This is a genomic window from [Collinsella] massiliensis, assembly GCF_002161605.1.
GTDB lineage: Bacteria > Actinomycetota > Coriobacteriia > Coriobacteriales > Coriobacteriaceae > Enorma.
In genome coordinates, this window is record NZ_NFIE01000008.1 from 36927 (window position 1) to 61962 (window position 25036).

The 25036-nt window shown below is 66.9% G+C and carries 20 protein-coding genes; 12 read left to right on the forward strand and 8 right to left on the reverse strand.

The genetic code is table 11. The features are described from left to right. The first annotated feature begins 37 nt into the window (after window positions 1–37). The 3 genes from B5G02_RS04535 to B5G02_RS04545 all read left to right on the forward strand — a co-directional run bounded on the left by B5G02_RS04535 (window position 38) and on the right by B5G02_RS04545 (window position 3488). Complete coding sequence (locus tag B5G02_RS04535; protein WP_232385530.1) at window positions 38–1858, forward strand: MFS transporter; 1821 nt, start codon at window positions 38–40, stop codon at window positions 1856–1858. Window positions 1859–2136: 278 nt separating this feature from the next. Beyond that, window positions 2137–2697 carry a DUF5714 domain-containing protein gene (locus B5G02_RS04540; protein WP_094335347.1) on the forward strand — a complete coding sequence of 187 codons (561 nt, stop codon included), beginning with the start codon at window positions 2137–2139 and terminating at the stop codon, window positions 2695–2697. A 101-nt stretch (window positions 2698–2798) separates the two neighbouring features. After that, entirely contained in the window at window positions 2799–3488 is a 690-nt protein-coding gene (locus B5G02_RS04545) for an alpha/beta hydrolase (RefSeq protein WP_094335348.1), read from the forward strand. A 149-nt stretch (window positions 3489–3637) separates the two neighbouring features. Here B5G02_RS04545 and B5G02_RS04550 read toward each other — a convergent pair whose 3' ends face one another. Next, window positions 3638–7699, reverse strand: coding sequence for a M60 family metallopeptidase (locus B5G02_RS04550; protein ID WP_094335349.1), 4062 nt, complete (start codon window positions 7697–7699; stop codon window positions 3638–3640). A 475-nt stretch (window positions 7700–8174) separates the two neighbouring features. Between B5G02_RS04550 and B5G02_RS04555 the strand changes: the two genes are divergently transcribed. The 4 genes from B5G02_RS04555 to B5G02_RS04570 all read left to right on the forward strand — a co-directional run bounded on the left by B5G02_RS04555 (window position 8175) and on the right by B5G02_RS04570 (window position 12248). Continuing rightward, window positions 8175–9740 (forward strand): SpaH/EbpB family LPXTG-anchored major pilin, encoded by a 1566-nt coding sequence (locus B5G02_RS04555; RefSeq protein WP_094335350.1) that lies wholly within the window; start codon window positions 8175–8177, stop codon window positions 9738–9740. Between the two features lie 3 nt (window positions 9741–9743). After that, window positions 9744–10712, forward strand: a complete 969-nt coding sequence (locus B5G02_RS04560) for a class C sortase (RefSeq protein WP_019239538.1) — start codon at window positions 9744–9746, stop codon at window positions 10710–10712. After that, window positions 10693–11484 carry a hypothetical protein gene (locus tag B5G02_RS04565; RefSeq protein WP_241146170.1) on the forward strand — a complete coding sequence of 264 codons (792 nt, stop codon included), beginning with the start codon at window positions 10693–10695 and terminating at the stop codon, window positions 11482–11484. The genes B5G02_RS04560 and B5G02_RS04565 overlap by 20 nt, the downstream gene beginning before the upstream one ends. A 71-nt stretch (window positions 11485–11555) precedes the next feature. Then, window positions 11556–12248 carry an aspartate/glutamate racemase family protein gene (locus B5G02_RS04570; protein ID WP_019239536.1) on the forward strand — a complete coding sequence of 231 codons (693 nt, stop codon included), beginning with the start codon at window positions 11556–11558 and terminating at the stop codon, window positions 12246–12248. A 36-nt stretch (window positions 12249–12284) separates the two neighbouring features. Here the strand turns inward: B5G02_RS04570 and B5G02_RS04575 are convergent, their stop codons facing one another. After that, entirely contained in the window at window positions 12285–13307 is a 1023-nt protein-coding gene (locus B5G02_RS04575) for a helix-turn-helix transcriptional regulator (RefSeq protein WP_094335351.1), read from the reverse strand. A 127-nt stretch (window positions 13308–13434) separates the two neighbouring features. On the opposite strand from B5G02_RS04575, the gene B5G02_RS04580 reads away from it, so the two are divergent. The 5 genes from B5G02_RS04580 to rhuM all read left to right on the forward strand — a co-directional run bounded on the left by B5G02_RS04580 (window position 13435) and on the right by rhuM (window position 19693). After that, window positions 13435–15288 (forward strand): ABC transporter ATP-binding protein, encoded by a 1854-nt coding sequence (locus B5G02_RS04580; protein ID WP_232385528.1) that lies wholly within the window; start codon window positions 13435–13437, stop codon window positions 15286–15288. Next, the gene (locus B5G02_RS04585; protein ID WP_019239533.1) at window positions 15289–17064 is read left to right on the forward strand and encodes an ABC transporter ATP-binding protein; all 1776 of its coding nucleotides are present in this window, start codon (window positions 15289–15291) and stop codon (window positions 17062–17064) included. A gap of 59 nt (window positions 17065–17123) precedes the next feature. Then, window positions 17124–17861: an AAA family ATPase gene (locus B5G02_RS04590; RefSeq protein ID WP_094335352.1), complete on the forward strand. Its 738-nt coding sequence runs from the start codon at window positions 17124–17126 to the stop codon at window positions 17859–17861. A 78-nt stretch (window positions 17862–17939) separates the two neighbouring features. Then, a complete protein-coding gene (locus tag B5G02_RS04595; RefSeq protein WP_094335353.1) occupies window positions 17940–18440 on the forward strand; it encodes a YaiI/YqxD family protein in 501 nt (166 codons plus the stop codon). A 284-nt stretch (window positions 18441–18724) separates the two neighbouring features. Continuing rightward, complete coding sequence (rhuM, locus tag B5G02_RS04600; protein WP_241146171.1) at window positions 18725–19693, forward strand: RhuM family protein; 969 nt, start codon at window positions 18725–18727, stop codon at window positions 19691–19693. 164 nt (window positions 19694–19857) lie between these two features. Here the strand turns inward: rhuM and B5G02_RS04605 are convergent, their stop codons facing one another. From B5G02_RS04605 to B5G02_RS04630, 6 genes are all read right to left on the reverse strand, one after another. Beyond that, window positions 19858–20487 (reverse strand): helix-turn-helix domain-containing protein, encoded by a 630-nt coding sequence (locus B5G02_RS04605; RefSeq protein WP_094335355.1) that lies wholly within the window; start codon window positions 20485–20487, stop codon window positions 19858–19860. A gap of 245 nt (window positions 20488–20732) precedes the next feature. After that, on the reverse strand, window positions 20733–21347 hold the full coding sequence (locus B5G02_RS04610) for a hypothetical protein (RefSeq protein ID WP_094335356.1): 615 nt from the start codon (window positions 21345–21347) through the stop codon (window positions 20733–20735). An 88-nt stretch (window positions 21348–21435) separates the two neighbouring features. Next, complete coding sequence (locus tag B5G02_RS04615; RefSeq protein ID WP_241146172.1) at window positions 21436–21909, reverse strand: hypothetical protein; 474 nt, start codon at window positions 21907–21909, stop codon at window positions 21436–21438. A gap of 156 nt (window positions 21910–22065) precedes the next feature. Beyond that, the gene (locus B5G02_RS04620) at window positions 22066–22338 is read right to left on the reverse strand and encodes a metal-sensing transcriptional repressor (RefSeq protein WP_019239526.1); all 273 of its coding nucleotides are present in this window, start codon (window positions 22336–22338) and stop codon (window positions 22066–22068) included. Between the two features lie 2 nt (window positions 22339–22340). Then, window positions 22341–22556, reverse strand: a complete 216-nt coding sequence (locus B5G02_RS04625; protein WP_094335358.1) for a heavy-metal-associated domain-containing protein — start codon at window positions 22554–22556, stop codon at window positions 22341–22343. Between the two features lie 49 nt (window positions 22557–22605). Continuing rightward, window positions 22606–24960: a heavy metal translocating P-type ATPase gene (locus B5G02_RS04630; protein ID WP_094335359.1), complete on the reverse strand. Its 2355-nt coding sequence runs from the start codon at window positions 24958–24960 to the stop codon at window positions 22606–22608. Window positions 24961–25036: the final 76 nt, after the last annotated feature.

Below are 25036 nucleotides of genomic sequence, written 5' to 3' on the forward strand. Positions count from 1 at the left end.
AAGGCCCGGGTTGTATGCCCGGGTGAAGGGAGTGCTCATGAATCGCACGACCCCTGCCTCATCATCTGCGCACGCGGCGGCCGCTACCGCCGCTAAGCCCGCACCGGGTGCGGGTAAAGAGAAATTCCTCGTGCTGCCCATCGTCATCCTGGTTCTTGCCCAGATGGGAACCACCGGCGACAACGGCGCGCTTTCGCTCGCCGCGGACGCGCTGACGAAGGACCTCGGGGCGACGACCTCGGATATTCAGCTCGCCAACATGATCTATCCGTTGGTTGGCGGCTCGTTCATGATCGCCGGCGGCCTTGCCGGCACCATGATCGGCTGGCGCAAGACCTTCCGCATCGGCGCCTTGCTCGCCGCCATCGGTGAGGTCGCCCTTGCGCTTTCCCCCAACATGTTCTTCTTCATCTGGGTCGGCCGTGTGCTTGTTGGATTGGGTGCGAGCTTCCTCGTCCCATCCCTCCTCGGCATCATTCCGTTCATCTATCACGGCGCTAACCGTACCGTCGCTTTCGGGTGCATCGGCGCCGCCTCCGGCCTCGCGGCCGTGCTGCCGCTCATCCTGGGCGTCGTCATGCAGCTGTCGGGCATGCGCGTAACCTTCCTCGTGCTCGCCCTCTACTTCGTCGGCGTCGTGGTGCTCTCGATGGGCTTGCCCAAGTTCGACCAGCCGTCTGAGAAGTCCCACTTCGACGCCATCGGCGTGGCGCTCGCCGCGCTCGGGTTCTTCTGCGTGCTCATCGGCCTCTCGAGCATCTCGAGCTGGGGTCTCATCAAGCCGATGCACACCGCCCCGTTCGCCCTCTTCGGCATCTCGCCGGCGATCCCGCTCATCATCTTGGGCATCATCATCCTCATCGTGCTCGTGAAGGTGGAGGCGCGCGAGGAGAAGCGCTACGGCCTCGTGGTGCTTCCGCGCTCGTTCCTTACCACGAAGCAGGTGCTCGCCGGTCTGGTCGCCAACGCGCTGATGTTCTTCTTCATGGGCGCGCAGTCGATCCTCATGTCCCCGTACCTGCAGCTCGTCGCTGACTGGACGCCGATCGACGTCGGCACCATCTCCATCGTGACCGGCCTGCCCACCTTCGGGCTCGCCCTCGGCATCCCGAAGCTCTTCCCCAAGGCCAACCCGCGCCACGTGATCCAGATCGGCTATGTGGCCATGGCGATCGCGCTGGGCATCATGGCCTCCTCCGTGACCATCGATGGCGCGAACCGCATCGGTGTCTACCTGGGCGCGTTCATGGCTGGCGTCGGCGCGGGCACCGTGTCGGCCCATGCGAGCAACGTCGTCGCCCTCGCGGTGAACGATCGCGATGCGTCGCAGTCCGGCGGCATCCAGAGCACGATGCGCAACGTGGGCCAGGCTCTGGGCGTGGCGCTCCTGGGCGCCGTCCTGATCTTCGGTATCAGCTCCACCTTGAGCAATGAGATGGCCTCCAACTCGGAGATTCCGTCGTCGGTTGCCGAGCAGGTTTCCGGGCTCACCATCAACCTGGGCAGCAACAAGGAGTTCGAGGAGGACATCTCCCATATCCAGATGTCCGACGCCGAGCGCACCAAGCTCGTTGAGCTTGAGGCCAAGGCGCGCTTCGACTCGACGCGCATCGCCTATGGCGTGGGTGCTGTCATCGTGCTGCTGGGCCTGCTCACCACTCCGTGGATCAAGACGCTTTCCAAGGAGAGCGGCCCGAGCGCGACGTCCGGTGCCGCCTCCGGCAAGGGCGCGCCGGGTAAGGCCGCGCCTCAGAAGGCAGCTGCCCAGGCCGCTCCGGCTCAGAAGGTCACGGCTCAGGCGCCTGCTGCTCAGGCGACCGCTGGCCCGAAGGCCGCGCCTCCCAAGGGTGGCCACTAAGTTCCGCGGGGCCGCTTGTTTGGGAAAGCGGCCCCGCTCCCATGCCGTGCGCTCGGCAGTAGCGGATCCGAGCGCATGAAAGATGCCCGCCACCTGTCCACGGTGTGGATGTGCAGGTGGCGGGCATCATGCTGTCCGTACGGGTTGGGTGGTGCCGTGTGGCTCGCCCTGCGGGTGCGGACGGCGCGCCTCGCTTCGTCGCGCGTCTTCATGCGACGGAGTGCACGCAGCAGGTATATTGGTAGCCATCGATATAGAGGCATCGAAAGGGGAGCGCGATGGGTGAGAAGACGACGGAGTACGCCTGGGCGTATGAGTTGTGCCGGCAGGGCGACGTGGTGTGTCCTGCCGATATGCTGGAGCTGCTGATGTCCGCGCCGGAATGCCCGGCATTTGGGCCGGTCCATCACTTCCTGGTGGGCGCGGCGCTGCTCGCCTGCGCGTCGAACGCGGGATATGCGGGGGACCTGGATGCGCAGCTCGATGAACTGGCATCCCGCTCTGCCTGCGTGCCCGGGGGCGCTTGCGCGCGCTGGGGCGTGTGCGGCGCCGCGGCGTCGTGCGGCATGGCGCTCGCGATCGCCCAGGGCAACGCGCCGCTCAAGGCCGATGGCTGGAGCGAGACGCAGCTCATGGTGGCGGATCTGCTGCAAAAGATCGCGCAGGCGGGCGCCCCGCGCTGCTGCAAGCGCGATGCCCGCATCGCCGTGCGCGAGGCGACGCCGTGGTTTTCCCGCGCCCTCGGGGTGGAGCTGGCGCTGCCTGCGGAAGAGCCCGTCTGCGCGGTATCCGAGGCGAATGCTGCGTGCATCGGCGAGGCCTGTCCGTACCACGGGTGATTTCGCCGGCCGGTGCACGGTGTGTGCCGCCGGTGCTGCGGGCGCGCTCGGGAACGCGACTCCGGGCTGCTACACTGGGAGGCGGCGAGCGAAGGGAAGCGATGACCGAGATGGGCTTCATTGACGCGGACGGGTGCGCGCTTCTGCGCGGTGCGGGCGGGGACGGCGCGCCCGTCATCTACGTGATCGATATGCCCGAGCATCCCTTCGATGTCGCGGCTGCGGTCGATGGCGTGCGCGCCATGGTGGTGCGCGTGCCCGTGCGCGACTGGAGCGATAGCCTGACGCCCTGGCCGGCGGCGGGCGTGCGCCCGGGTGCGGAGGATTTCGGCGGCAAGGCGACAGAGACGCTCGCGGAGCTGACGGGTACGGTTATCCCTGCGGTGGAGGCGGCACACGGGCTCTCCCCGGCGCGCCGCGTGATCTGCGGGTACTCGCTCGGCGGGCTCTTCGCGCTGTATGCGTTCACCCGTGAGCCCTCGACGTTCTCGGCGTGCGCCTGCCTCTCGGGTTCGGTTTGGTACGAGGGCTGGGTCGATTACCTGCGACAGTACGCTCCAAACGGCGCGGGGCGCTACGCGTACCTCTCGATCGGGAGGAAGGAGCGCCGCGCCGGGCCTCCCATCATGCGATCCGTTCAGGACGATCTGGAGGCATGTGCGGACATGCTTCGCGGCAGTGGATGCGCGGTGGACCTCGTCGTGGGGCCGGGCAACCATATGCAGCACCATACCGAGCGCCTCGCCGCAGGGCTCAAGGCGCTCGACGCGCAGCTCGCCATCACGGGTTGATGGCGCATCGAGCCGGTGCGCGGTTTCGAGCACAGCGCGTCGTCATCCCTGGAAGCGCGCAAGGCCCGTCGCCCCAGATGCGGGGGTGACGGGCCTTGGCCGTTGCGCGCGCCGCCCCGGTCGTCGGGGTCAGCTACGGTATGGCATGCCTACGATTTCCGGAAACGCCGGGCGATGGCGGCGCCGATGAAGGCGAGGGCGGAACCCGCCGCGGCTATGCCGATGGGCAGAGCCGATGCGTCGCCTGTCTGCGTAAGCAGGCCGGAGGCGTCGGCTGCCAGCGCGTCGGCGTCCTGCGTCTGCCCGGTGGCGTCCCCACCCGCATCCGCGTCGCTGGCGGAGCCGTTCGGGTTGCCGTTACCGGAGGTGTCCCCATCCGTCGGGGAGTCCCCACCGGGCTGGTTCGAGCCGCCGCCGGTCGTATCGCCGGCGCCGCTGTCGGTGCCATTGTCACCGTCGGTCGAGCCGCCGCCTGTGGTGTCATCCCCGCCGGCGTCGTTGTCGCCATTGCCGGTGTCGCCATCAGCATCGCCGTCGCCCGTGCCGTCGCCGCCGTTGCCGGCATCGTCGCCGTTACCGGCGCCGCCATCGACGTCGCCGTCCCCGCCGGGGAGCCCGCCGTCCTCACCGGGCTCATCCGTATCGGGTAGCTCGGCGTCGAGGATGGGGCCGTCCACGTTGGCGGGGCTGCTGGGGTTCACGCGCACGTCGTAGGCGACCACGGAATAGGCAGCCTTGTCGAAGGCGCCGTCTGCCGTGCCGTCAGCGCTCGCGGCGTTCGCCCCTGCGTCAACGGCGACCTCGAACGAGCCGTCGCGCGAGAAGCCGATGAGCGTGCCGTCGCGGTACAGCTCGTAGGCGGTCGTCGCCTGCTCGAGCTCGGGCGTCGCCATGGTCGCCTCGACCCGCACCGTCCCCGCATCGCCGAGCTCCACGGATACGGTGGGCGACACCGCGTCGGCGCTGCCCTCCAGCTGGGCATACGTCTTCGCCCCGTTGATGATCGCCGCGTCGGTGTCGAGCGAGAAGTAGCGCACCGCGCGCGGCACCGAGGGGTACTGGGCGCACCAGTCCAGCACCTCGGGCGTGAGGTCGCGCTCGCCCAGGTCGTAGAGGTACTCGGCGAAGTTGTAGCCCGTGCCCATGGTGAACGCCACGGCGATGCGGTTATATTTCACGCTCGTCGACGAGGAAGCACCCGCCGCCAGCTCCTGGATGGTCTTCACCGCCTCGGCGTCGCTGCGCAGGATGCGCACCGTCGCGCCGTATGCGCCATAGCGTTCCACGTCCGCCGCGATCTCTTGCGTGTAGGGGCTCGCGGCGTAGTCGTAGCCGCTGTAGTCCCAATCATCGAAGAAGTGCAGGCCGTTCCACCAGGTGGTCACGTGGGTCCAGATATAGGTGCCCCAATCCCCGCCGTTCATCCAATCCGGCACGAAGGTGGGGTCGGCGGCCATCTTCGCCAGCTCCTCGTCGCGGCGCTCGTTGGCCTTCACGGCGTTCCCGTGATAGTACGCCGCCGGGTCGAACGCGATGCCCGCCGCGGCCGACGCCTCGATACCGCCCTGGCGCGATCCCGCCAGGGAGTACAGGTTGTTCGTCTCCTCGGCAACGGCGATGACATTGTTGTCGAGCATGTGCCCGTACTCGTGCGACATCCCCCAGGTGTACATGTTCTCGCCCGACAAAAACGACGCGGCGTCGCCCTCCGGCATGTGGAAGTAGCGCACGAAGGCGTACATGGTCGAGGGGTTGGAGACGGTGCGCGTGAACGCGGTGTGCACGCGCGCGGGGGAGATGGCGTTGGCCCCGCTCTCGGCCGCGTCGAAGCCGTCGAACGCCCAGAAGAACTCGAGGCGGTCCTGGATGGCCTCGTTCGAGCGCTCGATATAGGCCACGGCGGCGTCCTTGCTCGTGATGCCGGCGTATGCCTGCGCGAGCGCGGTGGCGGTGATGGAGAACTGCGCGTGTCCGTCGTCGCCCATCTGCACGAGCGCCATGTCGGCGACCTGCTCGCCCGCCTCTACGCGCGCGGCGTGCGCCTTGACGTCCTGGACGAAGGCCCAGAAGCGCTCGGGCTGCTCGGGATCGTGCTCGTAGAGGGGGTGCTCGCCCAGGCTCGTGCCGAGCGCGGGGTTGGCGGCCGCGGAGCCGTCGCGGGCCGTGGAGCCGTCCGCATCAGCGCCATCCTCGGCGTCAGCGGTCACGTAGGGCGCGTCGTACGACTCGATGCGCACGCGCGCGGGATTGCTCGTCGAGTCGTTGCGCAGGAAGAGCATCGAGCCGTGCGTCTTGCCCGAGAGGTCGATGGTGATGCGGTTCTCACCGCGCGCGAGCTTGGACTTCTGCTCGAGGTTGAGCGAGGTGTAGCTGTTGGTGTCGGTGAGGCCCGCCTGCCGCCATGCCACGGAGAGCACGGAGGGGTCGTCGGCATCGACGTAGACGACGATCTCGTGCACCTTGCCCGGCTTGAGGTAGAGCCCCGTGGCGTCGAGGTTGTCGAACTGGTAGCCCTGCTGGGTGCGCTGCGCCTCGGCGCCGGGGTTCCCCAGCTCGGAGAGGGTGAGCACCGAGGCCGCAAGCTCCTCGTGGTGCGCGCTCAGGTAGCCGGCGTACTGCTCGAGGCGCTCGATCTGCTGCACGCGCACGCGACGTTCGGGCGTGTCGGCATCGCCGAAGTGCGCGTCCACCGTGTCGCGCAGGCGGTCGAAGGCGCCCTCTGCGGTGAGCTCGTCGCGCAGCTCGAGGCCGAGGTCGTCGACGAAGGGGTTGTCCAGCGCGTCGAACGCGGCCACGACATCGGCCGAGGCGAGGGCGATGTTGCACTCGTTGGAGGGGTCGATGCCCACCGTCGCGAGCTGCTCGCGCGTCCCGCCGTGCTTCACGGAGAGGATGCCCAGGACGTCGCGCGCCGTCTCGGGAGCGTCCGTCGCGGCGAGAAGTGTGCCATCCGCCCACTCGCCCGAGAGCACGATTTCGATGGGTTCGTCGATGCTGTGGGCAGCCGGCGTGCCCGTGAAGCGCAGGGCTGCGCCCTGGGCGAGGTCGATGCGGTCGGCGCCCGCAAGGTGGGCGTCCGCGCCCAGCGCGAGCGAACCGCCGCCGTCCACGCGCACACCGAAGGTGTTGTTGGGGTTGTTGTCGCCGATGGTGCCGCCCTCGAACGCGAGCGAGCCGCCCGAGAGCACCTGCACCACGCCGTCGCTCGACACGTTCGAGCGGTTGCTCGCGATGGTGCCGCCCGTCATGGTGATCGAGCCCTTGGTCCAGACCATGGTCTGGGTGTAGCTCGCACGGTTGTTCGCGATGGTGCCGCCGCGCATCTCGAACGAGCCCGCAGCCTCGACCGCAACCGCGGTGTTGCGCATGGCGAAGCTGTCGCGGATCTCGCCGCCGTCGAGCACGAAGGTGCCGGAGTGCACGTACACGGCGCCCCATGGCTTCCATGAGCAATGGGCGCGCACGATCGAGGCGCCCTCGTTCATGGTGAGCTTGGACGCGTTGCGCAGCGTGATGATGGCCTCGTTGGAATCCTTCTCCTCGCCGTCCAGCGTGAGGGAGCTCGCGTCGTCCGCGCGCTCGAGCGTGAGCTTGGCGCCATCGTTGACGATGATCATCCCGGCGATCTTGTTGTCGGCCGTGGGGAAGGAGGAGCTGCGGGTCAGCGTGACCTGCGCCGTGGCGCGCAGGGTGATGTCGCGGTCGCCCGCGATGACGAGCCGCTCGTCGAGCACCTGGTCGCGGGAGAGCTCGATGACGTCGCCGCTCTGGGCGTCGGCCACGGCGTCGGCGAGACTGCCGTACGTGGTGCGCGCACCGTCGCGCACGATGGCGATGCCGGCGTCCTCCGAGGGATCGGTCGCGGACTCGGCTGCGTCTGCGGTGTCGTTGTTGGTGGTGGTGTCGGTGTCGGCGAGCGCGCCGGGTTCCTCGGGGCTTTCCCCGGTAGCGGGAGCCTCGGCGATTGCCTCGGGGCTTTCCAGGGCTTCGGTGTTCTCGTTGGCCGCTTCGTCGGCGTTCCCCTTGTTTTCCGGGGCGGCCTCGACGTTCTCGAGGGCTTCGAGTTCGCTTGAGCCCTCTCCGGTGGTGAGCGACACGGCGGAATCCGTCGCCTGAGCGGAATGCTCGCTGGCAGCGAGCGCACCGGTGGGCATCACGCTCACGGCGAGGACGGCGCTCAGGAGCGCCGGGGCGATTCTGTTGTGGGGCATGTTGTTCCTTTCGCATCTCGCGCCCCGGTCAGGGGCGTGGCCGCGCTGCGGATTTTGAGCGCGGAGGCATAAGCATGTCTAGGTGCGCATCCGTTATACCCTGTTGGCATTTCGTCAACATATGACTCGCGCCCGGCTCCACGGCTTTTCCAAGAATGGGTTGGTTGGGGACGTGTTCCTTTCAACCCCTTTTTTGAAGCGAGCGCCCCGCGCGGCATCTGGTGCGGGCACCGTTCAGAGCCCTACGTGGCCTTTGGGCGGAAACCCCACATATATCTATATACGCGGGGTGCGATACGGGGATAGTACATAGTATGCATGCGTTTGCCGGGCCGGGCATCGTAACGCCCGGCATGGGCAAGCGTTTGCGTGAACCGATGACGCGCGCCGCCGAGCGCGCCTCGATATTGGAATGGCAAGAGCGGGCGAGAAGGGAGAACGCAAACCCCACACGCGCAGACGAAGAGGAGCAGACATGCTGCACAAGATAGGAAAGAAATTGACGGTGGCCCTGGTCACCTTTGCGTTGGCGATGGGAACGCTGCTGTATGCGGTGCCGGCGTTCGCGGCCGCCTCGGACGGCTCCATCGCGGTCACGGGTAACGGTCCCTTCGCGAGCATCAGCGTCTATCAGATGTTCTCGCAAAACGATGTCAACAGCTACGTGCTGAACGACGCTTGGAAGGACTTCTTCACCACCGACGCTGGCAGCGGCGGCATCGGGCTCACTGCCGATGATGCGGATCTCTCCAACGCGGCATATACCTACATCAGGGGTCTTGGCAACGACGACGCGGAGGGGATGGCAACCTTCGCGAAGCAGGCGGCAGCGTGGGCCGCGGCACATTCGGTGCAGGCGACCTCTACACCTAGCGCCACGGCCAACGCGGACGGGACGTCGAAGACCGCTACGGCTTCAAGCCTCGCATACGGCTACTACCTGGTCGTCCCCAGCCCAGAGGGTTCGACGGACCAGACCGACCCGTCCCGCGGGACCGATGCGCTGCTCGTGAACGTGAACAGCGCCACCCCGGTCGCGATTGACCTCAAGACCGTTTACCCGACCATCCAAAAAGTAGTTAATGGATCCGACAAGCATGCGAGCGCGAGCGTCGGCGACTCCCTGCCGTTCACCCTGACCTCCATGGTTCCCGATGTGAGCGGGTATACGAACGGGTATCAATTCGCGATCCAGGATACGCTCAGCGAGGGCCTTACTCTCGATAAGGACAGCGTGAAGGTCGAGATCGGCGGCACCGACGTGACCTCCTCGTGCATCATCCAGTATGGGCAGGACCTGGGCAACACCTTCGTCATCAACTTCGGCACTGTAGACACCGCGCTGGGCGCGGGGAAATACGACGCCACGGACCTCTTCACGGGCAAGGCAGGCCAGACCATCACGGTGACGTACACCGCGACGCTTAACACGAGCGCGTCTCTCGCAGGCACGGGCAAGGACAACACCAACTCCGCGAAGGTGATTTACTCCAACGGCCCGGGTGTGAATGACCTCTATGCGTCCGCTGAGGTCTTCACGCATCAGTACACGTTCAACTTCGATCTGGAAAAGACCGACGGCACGAACCCGCTCGCCGGGGCGACGTTCCAGTTGAAGGACGCGAAGGGCAACGTCATCAGCCTCGTTGCCACGGGCAGCAGCAACACCTACCGTCCGGCCGTGGGTGATGAGACCGCGAGCGCGGTGACCGAGGTCACTACGCCCGCCGACGGCACCATCCACTTCGTCGACCTCGGCGAGGGCTCCTACACGCTCACCGAGACCAAGGCGCCCGAGGGCTACAACAAGGCAGCCGATACGACCGTGACCATCGCCGCTGAGTACAACACCGACGGCACGCTTCAGAGCTGGTCGGTCAACAACAACGGCCAGAACGCCGTCGAGATCGTAAACAACGCCGGCATCCTGCTGCCCGGAACCGGCGGCATGGGAACGGTCGTCTTCACCGTGGCCGGCGTGGTCGCTATCGTGGGCGGCACGGCGTGGATGATGACGCGTCGCGCGCGGAGGAACAGCTAGCACATGGCGAAGGGGTGGTTGAGCAGGTTCGCCCCACTGCTGGTCGTGCTCGCGGGCATCGCGCTTCTACTGTACCCGACCGTCTCGAACTTCCTCATCGAGCGGAACGCGTCGCACGTGGTCCAGCGTTACGGCGAGGCGGTCGAGGTGATGTCCGACGAGGAACGCCAGGCGATCCTCGACGCTGCGCGCACCTATAACGCGGCGCTCGCCCAAAAGCAGGGCGTCGCCTCCGAGGAGGTGGACGGAACGCCGCCCGCCTCCCCGGAGGAGCGGGAGCAGGTGCTCGCCAGCTACGACGACGCGCTCAACCTCGACGGCAACGGCCTCATGGGCTACATCTCCATCCCGCGCATCGATGTGACGCTGCCCATCTACCACGGTGTCGGCGAGCGGGTGCTGCAGCAGGCGGTCGGCCACGTCGAGGGGACGTCGCTGCCCGTCGGCGGCGCTTCGACCCATGCGGTGCTCTCCGGGCATCGCGGGCTGCCCTCGGCGAAGCTCTTCACCGACCTCGACCAGATGCGGGAGGGCGACGTCTTCTACATCCGCGTGCTCGAGGAGGTGCATGCCTACCAGGTGGACGGCATCGAGACCGTGCTGCCCGACGAGACGGAATCGCTCGCCATCACGCCGGGGGAGGATCGCGTGACGCTCGTCACCTGCACGCCCTACGGCATCAACTCGCATCGGCTGCTCGTGCATGCCCACGCCATCCCGTATACGGCCGAGATGGAGGACGAGGTGGGCAAGCCCGGCGGCTTCATCAACATCCCCTTGCCGTATCTCTTGCTCATCATCGCGCTCGTCGTCATCGCGGTGGCGCTCGCCGTGTTGCGCCTTCGGGTGAGCAGGCGGGCCGCGGCGGACGCGGCGGCCGGTGCGACGCGGCGCGGCGACGGCGCGTCCGGGAATACGGGTTCGAGGCGCACCTATGGAAAGGATGGCGCGCGTGGCAGGCATTTCTCATAGCATGCAGGCCGCTGCCATGCGGGGGCGGCGGGAACGGGGGCGGTGCGCCCGAGCGCTCGGAGCCTTCGCGCGCGTCGCGGCGGCCATCGTCCTCGCGCTGGCCGGTATGATCCTGCGCCCTGCCGATGCCGCCGCCCTTTCGTACGGGTCGATCACCATCGATGCCGTGTGCGGACAGGGGGAGGCCGCCCAGCCGGTATCCGGGGACACGTGGCGGCTGGCGCTCGTCGCGACGGCCACGCCGTTGGACGACGGCTCCTTCGCCTATGCGACCACCGATGGGTTCGTGCCGCTCGACCGCGACTGGGTGTCGCTCGACGCATCTGGTTGGCGCGCGGCAACCCGCGAGCTCGGCGCATATGCCCAAGACCATGGCCTGCTGACCGATGGCGCGTGCGTGACGGACGGCGACGGGCGCGCGGTGTTCCGCGACGTGGCGCCCGGCCTCTACGTCGCGGTGCGCACCGATGTCGCGAGCGCTAATAAGGCGCTGACGTGCGACGCCGTGCTCGTGAGCGTACCCCTTTTGGAGGATGGCGCCTGGGTGTACGACGTCACGGTGGCTCCCAAGTTCGAGACCTCGGGAGGCGCGTCCGGCGAGGAGCCCGAGCCGCCCGCTGCCAAGCCGCAGGAACCGGAGCGCCCGCTCGATCGCTTCCTATCCGCGCTCGGTATCCCGGCGACCGGCGGCACGCTGGCCGTGTTCGCGTTGGGCATCGCCGTGATCGCGCTGCTCTGCCTCGCCGCCGCCGCCTTCTCCGCACACATGTAAAATAACCCCAGGGGTATTTTTACATCGGCGACGTTCGCCGGGTTGCCCCGCTCGCAAGGAGGCGTATCGCGATGAAGGTCATCGGACTTATCGGCGGCATGAGCTGGGAAAGCACCGTCACGTATTACGAGGTCATCAACCAGACCGTCGCCGAGGAGCTGGGCGGGCTCCATTCCGCCCGCATCGTACTCTACAGCGTTGATTTCGACGAGATCGAACGCTGCCAGTCGTCGGGAAACTGGGAACGCAGCGCCGAGATCCTCTCCGATGCCGCGCGCGCACTCGAGCGTGCTGGTGCCGACCTGCTGCTCATCTGCACCAATACCATGCACAAGGTGGCGGACGAGGTCGCGGCAGCGGTGAGCATCCCGCTGCTGCACATCGCGAGCATGACGGCCGACGAGCTCGATCGCGCCGGGGTGGCCACGGTGGGGCTGCTCGGCACCCGCTACACCATGGAGCAGGACTTTTATACGGGCGTGCTTGAGCGGCGCGGGTTCACGGTGCTCACGCCGGGCGAGGAGGATCGGGCGCTCGTGAACCGCGTGATCTTTGACGAGCTGTGCCGGGGCGATATCCGTGACGAGTCGCGGGCGGCGTTCCAGCGCATCATCGACGACCTCGCGGCGCGCGGGGCGCAGGGCGTCATCCTCGGCTGCACGGAGATCGGCCTGCTCGTCCATCCTGACGACCCGGACGTGCCGCTCTTCGATACCACGCTCATCCATGCCCGCGGCGCCGCGCTTGCAGCACTTGAGGGCTAGCAACGTCGCTCGCGTAAAATAACCCCTGGGGTAATTTTACGAGGGCGTTCTCGGCTGTGACGAGGCGCGCGCCCGTTGGTTGCGCCAGGCGTGCGGAGAGAGACCCGTTGCCCTGGTGAAGGCGTGATCGAACGCCGAGAGGCCAGGGTAGCCCAGTCGGCGGGCGACGTCGGCCACCGTGAGGTCGCGCTGGCCCAGCAGCTCGCAGGCGCGCTCGATGCGCGTCCGGCGCATGTGCTGCCCGGGGCCCTGCCCGGTCTCTCGCTGGAATGCGGCGCAGAGCCGGGAGCGGCTTACGTAGAGCGCCTTTGCGAGTCCATCTACCGTGGGCGGCGCCGTTCCCTCGTCGAGTGCTTGCTCGACGAGGCCCTTTGCCCGGCGCACCAGTTGCGCGGTGCTCTCCTCGCCGTGCGTCGAGGCATCCTTGCTCGCCGCAAGCGACGCTATGAGGCCGTCGACGGCTGCGCGCAAGGCGAGCGCCCCGCCCGACTCCGTTGGAGGACGGCTTGAGATGCGGCCGAGCGCGCGCCCGATTTCCAGCTCTCCAGGTGTGTCGAAGCGCGTATCGAATAGGCCGAGCACGCCCCGAAATTCCCCGGGATAGCTTTGCTCGAGCCTGTCGAAGAACTCGGGCAGCAGGATGATGGAGCTCGAACGATACCGTTGGCCTGCATGCAGGGCGCTGGTGAGGGTTCGAGGCCTGCGCTCGACAAAGGTCGCGAGCTCGGTGCGCCCGGCCCCGCGCCCTTGGCCGACAGGCCTCAGCGCCAGTCCGCAGCTTCGCGAACAAGCAAGCGCCGCGTCTTTCAGCATGCATGCGCAGGCGTATGGCCCGAGCGACGTTTCCTGAAGCTGCATGTCGGCGCGGGGAACCACGTCGTGATAGAGCACAAGACAGCCTGGGGAGGGGGACGAAAACCACATCGTCCCATCGGCGGTGGAGCCCGCCGCGTCGCCCGCCCAGAATCGCCCGTGTCGCTCAAGCCGGATACCGAGCTGCTCGGCTTGGGGGATGCAGAGCGCGAGCAGCTCGTCGGATATGGTCGCCCCGCTCGCCATGTTGAAGCATCGTCCCTTCCGCTTGCCGTTTTGTCTCACATAAGTTAGACAAAGTGAACATTTCTGATCCTACATGATACCGTGCGGCGAAACGTCAATCAAGAACCTGGTGTGCTGGGAGGACATCATGTCGGATTCGCAACAATCGGCTGGGATTTCCACCGAAGAACGGCCGCGGCAGGCGGGCGCGGTGGGGCGTCTGCTCGCCTTCGCCGGGCCCAGGCGCGCGCTCACCTTTCTGGGGTGCGCGCTCTCGGCGCTCTCGATGCTCGCGGGCTTCGGTCCATATGTTTGCATCTGGTTCGCGGCGCGCGACCTCATCGCCGTCGCTCCCGACTGGACGGCCGCCGGCAGTATCGCGGTCTACGGTTGGTGGGCGCTCGGCTTCGCAACGGGATCCATCGCCCTCTACTTCGCGGGGCTCATGTGCACCCACCTCGCGGCGTTCCGCTGCGCGTCCAACATGCGCAAGCGAGCTATCGAGCACCTCATGCATACGAGTCTCGGCTACTTCGATACCCATGCGTCCGGTGCGCTGCGTCGCGTGGTGGACGGCTGCGCGGCCGAGACCGAGGGATTGCTCGCTCACAAGCTGCCGGACACGGCCGGGTCGGTCGCGATGATCCTCGGTATGCTCGCGCTGTTCTTCGCGTTTGATTGGCGCCTGGGCGCGGCGTGCCTCGTGCCGGTTGCCGTGAGCCTTTGCTGCATGGTTTACATGATGGGCGGTCGTGGCATGGATTTCATGACGCGCTATATGGAGTCGCTCGTGAAGATGAACAAGACCGGCACCGAGTACGTGCGCGGCATCCCCGTGGTCAAGGTCTTCCAGCAGACGGTCAACTCCTTTCGCGCCTTCCATGACGCCATCGAGGAGTTCACCGTGCTTGCACAGGATTATGCGGTGAAATGGTGCCAGACGCCGCAGGCGCTCTCGCTGACCGTTATCGGCGCGGCGGCGGTATTCCTCGTGCCGGTGGTCGTGCTCGTTGCACCGGGTGAGACGGACGTTGCGCGCCTCTCCACGAACTTCGCCTTCTACGCCATCTTCTCCGCGGTGATCCCCACGGCCATGACGCGCGTGATGTTCATGTCCGAAGCGTTCCAGTCGGCGGCGGATGCCGTCAGCCGCGTCGAGGGGGTGCTCGCCGCCCCCGTGATCGCGGCGCCCGCAGCTCCGAAGGAACCACGCGATACCTCCATCTGCTTCGATGACGTGAGCTTTGCGTACGAGGGCGCCGAGGAGGCGGCGCTCGGTCACGTGAGCTTCACGGTGCCGGCGGGTTCCACGGTCGCTTTGGTGGGCCCGTCGGGGGGCGGCAAGACCACAGCCGCCTCTCTCGTGCCCAGGTTCTGGGATGTCGGGTCCGGGCGGGTGCTCGTGGGCGGCGTGGATGTGCGCGATATCGACCCCGCCGTCCTTATGGATCACGTTGCCTTCGTCTTCCAAACCAACCGGCTCTTCTCGCAATCCATCTTGGAGAACGTGCGGGCCGCGCGTCCGCAGGCAACGCGCGAGGAGGTGCTGGCAGCGCTCTCCGCCGCCCAATGCGACGACATTCTCGCCAAGCTGCCGGATGGCGTCGACACCGTCTACGGCGCCGAGGGCGCTCACCTTTCCGGCGGCGAGGCCCAGCGGCTCATGATCGCGCGCGCCATCCTCAAAGATGCGCCCATCGTGGTGCTCGACGAGGCCACGGCCTTCGCCGACCCGGAGAACGAGGTCAAGATCCAGGCCGCCTTCAAACGCCTCGCCCGCGACTGTAACGGTCGTCCGCGCACCGTGCTCATGGTTGCGCATCGGCTCTCGACGGTGCGCAATGCCGACAAGATCGTGGTGCTCGATCGCGGGCACGTGGTGGAGAGCGGTACCCACGACGAGCTGCTTGCCTCGGATGGGCTGTATGCGCGCATGTGGGCAGATTACGAACAGGCCGTGAGCTGGAAGATCTCAAGCGATGCTGCCGGGGAGGTGGCCTAGATGACCATGAAGGAGAAGTATGCCCTCACGGACGAGGGCGTAAGGAACGTCCGCCTGGGGGCTGCGTGGACTACCGTGACCAATCTCGTGGTGTTCGCGGGCGTGGGGTTCGTCTTCGCGATCATGAGCGCGCTCGTGGCGCGGCTCACGGGCGGGGCGGTGACGCTGGGACCGTGGGGGAGACTCGGTTTCGACCCGCTTGACGTGCCCGTCCTCGGCTGGATGGCGGTGCTTGCCGTGTATCTCGTCATGCTCTTCGTGTGCGAGCGGTTCCAGTACTACTACCAGTACGGCGTCATCTACAAGGAGAGCGGCCGGCAGCGGATCGCCCTCGCCGAGCGGCTGCGCAGGCTCCCGCTTTCGTTCTTCGGCCGCCGCGACCTTGCCGACCTCACCGAGACCCTCATGACCGACGTCAAGACCACCGAGCATGCCTACAGCCACGTGCTGCCCGAACTCTACGGCGCCTATGCCACGATGGCCATCGCGTTCGCGTGCCTGCTCGCCTTCGACTGGCGGCTCGCGGTGGCCTCGATGTGGTCGGGTCCGGTGGCGCTGCTCCTGCTCTTCGGCGTTCGCTCCCGGCTTCAGCCGCTCATGCGAAAGACCCGCATGGCTGGGCTCAAGACCTCGGAGCTCGTGCAGGAGGCGCTTGAGTGCGTGCGCGAGGTGCGCGCGACCAATCAGGAGGAGCGCTATCTCGAGCGGGTGTACCGGAGCGTGGATGCTGCCGAGCGCAGCGCGATCCGCTCCGAGCTCGCCTGCGGCGTCGCGGTCAATGGTGCCCAGGTGGTGCTGCGTCTGGGGTTTGCCACGACGCTGCTGGTGGGTGCCGCGCTCGTGCTCGAAGGCACCTGCGACTTCCTTACGCTGTTCTGCTTCCTGCTCGTGGTGAGCCGCATCTACGCCCCGTTCGACCAGGCGCTCATGCTCATCGCCGAGCTCTTCTCGGCGCGCACGGCGTCTGCACGCATGAAGAGCTTCTTCGAGGAGCCGATGGCGGCGGGCGGCGCCGCGTATGCCCCCAACGGCCATGATGTCGCGTTCGAGCATGTGGGCTTCGCATACGAGGAGGGCGGTGAGCAGGTTCTCTCCGATGTGTCGTTCATCGCCCGCGAAGGCGAGGTCACGGCGCTCGTGGGGCCGTCGGGCTCCGGCAAGTCCACGTGCGCGCGGCTCGGCTGCAGGCTGTGGGATGCGAGCTCCGGCCGCGTGACCGTGGGCGGCGTGGATGTCTCCACCGTTGATCCCGAGGTGCTGCTCGGTGATTTCTCCGTGGTGTTCCAGGACGTGACGCTCTTCGACGATACCGTGATGGAGAACATTCGCCTGGGAAGGCGCGGGGCTACCGACGAGGAGGTGCTTGCGGCGGCGCGCGCAGCCAACTGCGATGAGTTCGTCTCGCGCATGCCGGACGGCTACGCCACGATGATCGGGGAGAACGGCGCGTGCATCTCCGGCGGCGAGCGGCAGCGCATCTCCATCGCTCGTGCGCTGCTCAAGGATGCGCCCATCGTGCTTTTGGACGAAGCGACGGCGAGTTTGGACGTTGAGAACGAGACGCGGGTGCAAAGCGCGCTCTCGCGGCTGTTGGCAGGCAAGACCGTCATCGTGATCGCCCATCGCATGCGCACCGTGCGCGCGGCCGACAAGATCGTGGTGCTGGAGGGTGGCCGCGTGGCCGAGCAGGGCATGCCGGCCGAGCTTCTCGCCGCGAACGGTCTGTTCGCCCGTATGGTGCGCCTGCAGACCGAGAGCGAGGGATGGACGATCTGAGGATGGTTTCGCATGTAAAATAACCCCAGGGGTATTTTTACATCGGCAAGGAGGGCGCCATGGCCGCTGCGCCGTTCATCAGGTCGGTCGGCATCCGCTGGGATCTTGTTCATGCGGATGGTTATCTGAGGCGCATGCCCGCCCTCGCGGCGCTGGGGGAGGAGCCGCTCGCCCTTACCGGCAACGTGACGTTCTTTGTGGGCGAGAATGGCTCGGGCAAATCGACGCTGCTCGAGGCCATGGCGGTGGCCTACGGCCTCAACCCCGAGGGCGGCACCGCCAACTACGCGTTCCGCACGCACGACTCCCATTCGGCGCTGCATGAGGGTATCGAGATGATGCGCGGGCCGCTGCGCCCGTGGAGCACGTTCTTCCTACGCGCCGAGAGCTTCTACAACGTGGCGAGCAAGGCGGGGGACTACTGCCAGGCCTATCACAATCCCGCCACGGGGCGGCGCGCGCAGCTGCACGAGATGAGCCACGGCGAGGCGTTCCTCGGCTTCATCCAGGACTGTTCGAAGGAGAACGGCCTGTACTTCCTCGATGAGCCCGAGGCGGCTCTCTCGCCGTCGCGCCAGCTGACGCTGCTCTACGAGATGCACCAGCTCGCCGAGCACGGCAGCCAGCTCATCGTGGCGTCGCATTCGCCGATCCTTCTGGGCTTGCCGGGAGCGCAGATCGTCTCCTTCGACGGCGATCGGCTGCAAACCATCACCTACGAGGAGACGGAGAGCTATCAGGTGACGAAGCTCTTCATCGACGATCGGGACGACCTGCTGCGCCGGTTGCTGGCGTGATGGGTTGATTGGGGACGTGTTCCTTTCAACCCATTTTGTAAAATAACCCCTGGGGTAATTTTACATGGGGGAGGTGCCATGGGGCGCACGCTGTATATAGATGCCGATGCCTGCCCGGTCACGCGGGAGGCGCTCGCCTGCGCTCGCCGCGCTCGCACGCCCGTCGTCATCGTCGGCAACACAACGCAGAACCTCGCGCGGCACATCCGCTCCACCGACCCGCGCGACGCTGCGCACGCCCGGGGGCGCGACGCAGCGCACGGCGGCTTCTGGGTGGATGTGCTCGACGTCTCCATCGGGGCGGATAGCGCCGACTTCGCCATCGTCGAGCGCCTGCAGCCGGGAGACGTGGTGGTCACACAGGATATCGGCCTGGCGAGCATGGCGCTCGGACGCGGGGCGGCGGCCATCGGCGTGCGCGGCAGGGTGTACACGAAGGCGACGATCGACATGGACCTCCTCATCAGCCACGAGGAGAAGAAGGTGCGCCGCGCAGGCGGGCGCACGCGCGGCCCGGCCGCCTTCACGGGCGAGGATCGCGCGCGGTTCACCCGCAACCTTGAGGAGCTGCTGCGCTGATTCGCCTGAGTCCGCCGGTACCCCAGGAGAAAAATAAAATTGATATAGAACATGTGTTCTATATCTGTTATACTACGTACAAGGTACGAGGACGAGCAAGAGCCGGCACGGAGGTCCCCAATGATACGTGTCGGCGGGTATGCCAGATACCGCCTACGGCAAAGAGGCTGGCTGCACTGGCTCGACTCGGGTGGAGTCGCGCATCCGCTTCCCGGCGCCCGTCAATGCCGGGGCTACAAGTTGGTGGTTAGTTTTTGAACCGACGAGGAAGCGGATGGTATGTCATGGCCAAGGAATCAACTGTTGTAGATGGCGCGTGGGACGAAGGTCGTCACGAGGAACAGAGCATCGTGCTGTTCGAATCGAGCGACGGAGACGTGTCGCTCTCGGTGAGCGTCGAGGACGAGACGGTCTGGCTCACGCAGACGCAGATGTCCGAGCTGTTTGAGCGCAGCATCGCGGTCATATCGCGCCATATCAACAACATATTCGAGGAAAAAGAGCTGGTCAAAGAGGGTAATTTGCATTTTTTGCAAATTGCTTCCTCAACGAGGCCGGTCGCCTTCTACAGCCTCGATGTCATCATTTCCGTGGGTTACCGCGTCAAGTCGCAGCGCGGTGTGGAGTTCCGCAGATGGGCTACGGATGTGCTCAAGCGCTACATCCTGCAGGGCCATGCGGAAAACGATGCGCGCCTGCGGCAGCTGGGGACGGTCGCGCGGATTATCGAGCGCCTGCCCGGAGAACTCGGATCTCAGGAGATTCTCGACATCGTCGAGAGCTACACCGATGCCTATGCGCTGCTCGATGCCTACGATCGCGAGGCCGTGCCGCGTCCGCAGGGCGTCCGTTCAACCTATGTGCTCGATTACGATGAGTGCATGGAGTTGATCGCCCAGATGCGGCCTCGTTTCGGAAGCGATATCTTCGGGCGCGAGAAAGATGACTCCTTCCGAAGCAGCATCGCCGCAATCTACCAGTCATACGGAGGCGAGGAACTGTATCCCTCGCTTGAGGAGAAGGCAGCGAATTTGCTGTACTTCATCATCAAGAACCATTCGTTCGTGGACGGCAACAAGCGCATCGCGTGCAGCCTGTTTCTGTATTTCCTCGACCGGAATAATGGCCTGTTCCGGGGCATCGAAAAGCGCGTGTCCGATAACACGCTCGTGGCGATGGCGCTCATGATCGCGGAGTCGCGTCCCGAGGAGAAGGAGACGATGGTCGCGCTCGTGATGAACTTTCTTGCATGACCTTGGGGTCGCACGGCACGCGAAGTGCACGTGGGCGCGGTGCGCGAACACCGGGGCGGCCGCCGCTGATGTTCGCGCGCCGTGAACGCTCGACGTTTAGATGCTGCTATTGAGATGCTGCCGTGGTATGAGACCGCCTCCCGTCACCCGGCGCGCGATGGTGGCTACCCGAGCAGCATATCGGCGAGCATGGCGCCGCCGTATCCCAGGAAGGCTCCGATCGCCGCGGTGATCAACACCTTCCCGACGGTGCGCACGATCTTCAGCCAGCGGGGGATGAGGCGCTCGCGCCGGCGCTTCTTGGTGTCGCGAACGATGTCCTCGCCGTTCCAGAACGAAAGGATCTCGTGGTAGGTGATGAGGTCGTTCCGCTTCTTGATGCGGTCGATCCAGCAGGCGGCGAACATCGCGATGCCCCAGAGCACGAGGGCGAGCACGAACGTCGGCACGGTCTGCTCGATCGGCCAGTCCCAGGCGAAGGTCTGCACGCATATCCAGATCACGGCAAGGAGCATGAGCGCAAGGAAGCCGAGCATGACGTAGCTCAAGCGCTTCATGGTGCGGACTTCGGTGTCGATCGTTTCGGTCATGGTTTCCACGTCTCCTTTGATGAGGGAGTCCACGGTCACGCCGAAGATCTCGGAAAGGAGGATGAGGCTCTGAACGTCGGGGTACGTCTTGTCGTTTTCCCATGAGCTGATGGTCTGGCGGCTCACGTACACGCGCGCCGCGAGGTCGTCCTGCGACATCCCCGCGCCCGTGCGCTCATCGCGTATGCGCTTCCCGACCTCCATGCTGCGCCTACCTCCTCCCAAGGTGTGTCGGCGTGGCCCTTACGGCTTCGACCATGCCATGACGCGCCGCATCGTACCATTAAATGGGGCGGACAGGCGTCCTCGCAGGCGCGCAACGCGTTGTCGGGAGTTCTTTACATGGCGTTTGAGCTGGGGCGATGCGTCCTAGACGAGCAGCATATGCGACGGCGGCCGTCGCCTGGTGGCTGCGTCGACGGCAGTGAGGGAACCTGTTTCGGGGCGCGCTACGCCGCCTCGCCCTGCCGCTTCCGCCCCGCTCCCCGCGCGACGAGCGCGAGCACGATCGCGGCAAGGCCCAAGATGGCTGCGGCGATGAGCCCGAGGCCGGGGGAGAGCGTGGTGTCGAGCCCGGCGACGCCGCGCCCCACCGCCCACGGGTTGCCCTGGGCGACCGAGCGCACGATGAGGAAGAGCTGCCAGCTCACGGTGGAGCAGAGGATGGTGACGATGAGCGCGTCGGCGGCGGCGAGCGCGCCCGCGAGCACGCAACGCCATGCGCGGTGCCCGCGCGCAAGGTCGTAGCCGGCCAGGATGACAGCACCCGCGCATACCGCGACATGGGTGGCGCTCAGCACGAAGAAGATGCTCGCAAGGGAACCGTGCGCGACGCTTTGCAGGAACGCGACGATCTGCGCGACGCGCCCGGATGCACCGGGGAAGGCGTCGAGCGAGTCCGTTATCTGGAGCAGCGTGCTCGCGACCTCGCCGGCCGTGTGCGGCATCGTGGCCAAGGGCAGCTCGACGCCGAAGATGCCGACGGTGCCGAACAGGGCGAGCGCTCCGGCGACGATGGCGCACACGGCCGACCAAGTTCCCGCGCCGTGAACCAGCTTCTGCATGAAGACCGCTCCTTCCCGTCCACCATTACGCTTGGACGGGCGTGGCAGGAGCCGCGGATCCCGCCCCCGTCAGCCCGCGCCGGCGAGCCTACGACTTCGTCTCCATGCGGGCGTGGCACTTGGGGCAGGTGACGATGATCTTGCCCTTGCCCTTGGGAACGGAGAGCATGGCGCCGCAGTTCGGGCACTTGAGGAAGGCCTTCGTCTTGCGCTCCTTCCACATCTTCTTCGCGGTGCGGGCTTGGCGCTTCAAATCGCCGGTCGCGGCGGAACCCGCGCCCCCGCTCCGCGGACGGCTCCCGGTGCCCGGCGAGCCCTTGAAGCGGTCGCCGATCACGGGGATGCGCGCGACGAGCCGGTGGAAGGCCTCGTTTTCGGCCCGGCGCTGCTCGAAGTTCTTGGAGAAGGCGCGCACGAGGCCGAGCACGATGATGAGCAGGGCGATGACGGAGAGGGTGCGGAGCGAGAAGATCGTGCCGATGAGCGTGAGCACGACGCCGATCGCTCCGAGCGCGGTGGTGAGGTCGTCGACGCCGTAGCGTCCCTTCATGAAGTCCTGCATGGCGATGAATCCTTTCAGCAGCGTGATGGCGCGCAAAGCGCCCGCGCATCGCGTGCGGGATGCGCGGGCTCGTTTCGTATGCACCTGTTGTACCCAGATGCGCCGCCGCTATCCAAGGCGGTTCATCTGCTCCATTCGCTGCCGCCGCGCCACGGGCTACCGTGCGAGCTTATCGATGATCTGCGCGATCTCCTCGAGCTTGGCGTCCTTCTCCGCATCGGTCCCGCTCTCCGCGGCCGTGCGCACGCAGTGCTCCACGTGCGCCTTGAGCACGTCGGCGTTCACGCGGGCGAGCAGCGATTCGGTGGCCATGAGCTGCGTGGATATGTCGATGCAGTAGCGGTCTTCCTCCACCATGCGCATGATGCCGTCGATCTGGCCGCGCGCGGTCTTGAGCAGGCGGAGCACCTGGGTGCGGTCGGCCTGCATGCTTAGGCCGCCTCGACGGAGAGCGCCTTGAAGCCGGCGGCCTCGACGGCGGCCATGAGCTCGCTCGGCGCGACCTCGCCCGTGCAGGTGACCTCAACGGTGTTCGTGTCGTGGTCGGCGTCGGCGTCCGCCACGCCCGCGACCTTCATGAGCTCGGTCTCGACGCTCGCCTCGCAGTGTCCGCAGTGGAGGCCCTCGGTCTTGATGATGTAGTCCATGATTTCACCTTTCTCTTGATGATGCGTTTCCCGGCGCCGTGCCGGGCGCCTATCCTTCCGCGAGGACGCGGTCGGTTACCTTGGGTTTGAAGCCGCGCAGGCGCAGGGCGTTCGCGACGACGCAGATGCTCGACAGGCTCATGGCGGCGGCGCCGAACATGGGCGAGAGCTGCCAGCCCAGCAGCGGGTAGAACACGCCGGCCGCGAGCGGGATGCCGCAGGCGTTGTAGAAGAGCGCCCAGAACAGGTCCTGCTTGATGTTGCGGATGACCGCGCGCGAGAGCTCGATGGCGCGCGCCACGTCCGTGAGGTCGCTGCGCATGAGCACGACGTCCGCACCCTCCTTGGCGATGTCCGCGCCGGTGCCGATGGCGAGGCCCACGTCAGCGCGGGCGAGGGCGGGGGAGTCGTTGATGCCGTCGCCCACCATGGCCACGCACGCGCCGCCGTCCTGCAGCTCGCGCACGTGACGCTCCTTGTCGGCGGGCATGACGTCGGCGATGACGCTTTGGGCGTCCAGCTCCACCTCGCGCGCGATGGCCTCGGCGGTGAGGCGGTTGTCGCCCGTGAGCATCACGGTCTTCACACCGAGCGCGCCGAGCGCGCGGATGGCGGCGGCGCTCGTGGGCTTCACCTCGTCGGCGACGGCGATGGTGCCGGCGAGCGCGCCGTTACGGGCGAAGAAGAGCGGCGTCTTGCCCTCCCGCGCGAAGCGCTCGACCTCCGCCGCGGGCACCTCGATGCCGAGCTCGGCCATGAGCTGCGCGTTGCCGGCGGCGATCACGCTTGCGCCCTCGCGCGCCGTCACGCCGCGACCGGGTACCGCCTGGAAGTCCTCGACCGTGCGCGCGACGATGCCCAGCTCGTCGGCGCGGGCCATGATGGCCTCGGCGAGCGGGTGCTCGCTGCGCTTCTCGAGCGCGGCGGCGAGCTTCATGAGCGCCTTCTCGCTCATGGCGGGCGCGCCGTCCGCGCGCGTCGCGGGGATCACGTCGGTCACGGCGGGCGCGCCCTTCGTGACGGTGCCGGTCTTGTCGAGCACGACGGTGTCGACCTTGTGCAGGGTCTCGAGGGCCTCTGCGCTCTTGAAGAGCACGCCAAGCTCCGCGCCCTTGCCGGTGCCCACCATGATGGCGACGGGCGTGGCGAGGCCGAGCGCGCACGGGCAGCTGATGACCACGACGGCGACGCCCGCGGTGAGCGCCTCGCTCACGGTGCCGCCCGCGATGAGCCAGACGATGAACGTGACCGCCGCGATGCCGAGCACCACGGGCACGAACACGCCGGCGACCTTGTCGGCCAGGCGCGCGATGGGCGCCTTCGTGGCGTTCGCGTCCTCCACGAGCTGGATGATTTTGGCGAGCGCCGTGTCCGCCCCCACGCGCGTGGCGCGGAAGGTGAACGAGCCCGTGCGGTTCACGGTCGCGGCGTTCACCGTGTCGCCCGGCTCCTTCTCCACGGGGATGGACTCGCCGGTGAGCGCGCTCTCGTCCACGGCGGAGGAGCCCTCGAGCACGACGCCGTCCACGGGGATGGACTCGCCCGGGCGCACGACGACGGTGTCGCCGAGCTGGATGGCCTCGACGGGCACGGTCTCCTCGGTGCCGTCGGCCGTAAGGCGATGGGCGGTCTTGGGCGCGAGGTCGATGAGCTTCTCGATGGCGCCGCCGGTCTTGGACTTGCTGCGCGTCTCGAGGTACTTGCCCACGGTGACGAGCGTGAGGATGGTGCCGGCGCTCTCGAGGAAGAGATTGTTCATGGCCATGTGGTGCGCCGCCATGGTGTCGCCGACGGCGAGGTCGGCCGCCATGACGAACATCGCGTACACCGACCAGCCCACGCTCGCCGCGGAGCCGATCGCGATGAGCGCATCCATGGTGGGCGCCCCGTGCAGCATGGACTTGAACCCGCTCTCAAAGTACGCGCGGTTCACGTAGGCGATGGGCAGGGTGAGCACGAGCTCCGTGAGGGCGAGCGTCATGGAGTAGTCCGCGTTGGTGAAGATGCCGGGAAGCGGCCAGCCGAGCATGTGCCCCATGCCGATGTAGAAGAGCGGGATCCAGAACACGAAGGACGTGATGAGGCGCGTGCGCATGGAGCGCGCCGTGGCCTCGAGCTTCTTCGTGGGGGATTCCAGGCGCGCGGGGCGGGCGGTCGCGGCCTGAGCGGCTCCGGCGCCGCCTTCCGCCTGCACGACGGGCGCGGCAGAGTAGCCCGCGCGATCCACGGCGGCGCAGATGTCCGCATCGGAGAGCTCCTGCTCGTCGAAGTCGACGGTCATGGAGCCCGAGAGCAGGTTCACCGAGACGTCCTCGACGCCGGGGAGGTTGCACACCGCCTTCTCCACATGGGCCTGGCACGCCGCGCAGGTCATGCCGCCCACGTCGAACGTTTCATGTGCCATATCCGCATCCTTTCCGACCCACGCGGGGTGGGTTCAGTGAGTCATCGTCGCTTTGGTTCAGTCTATACCCCCGGGG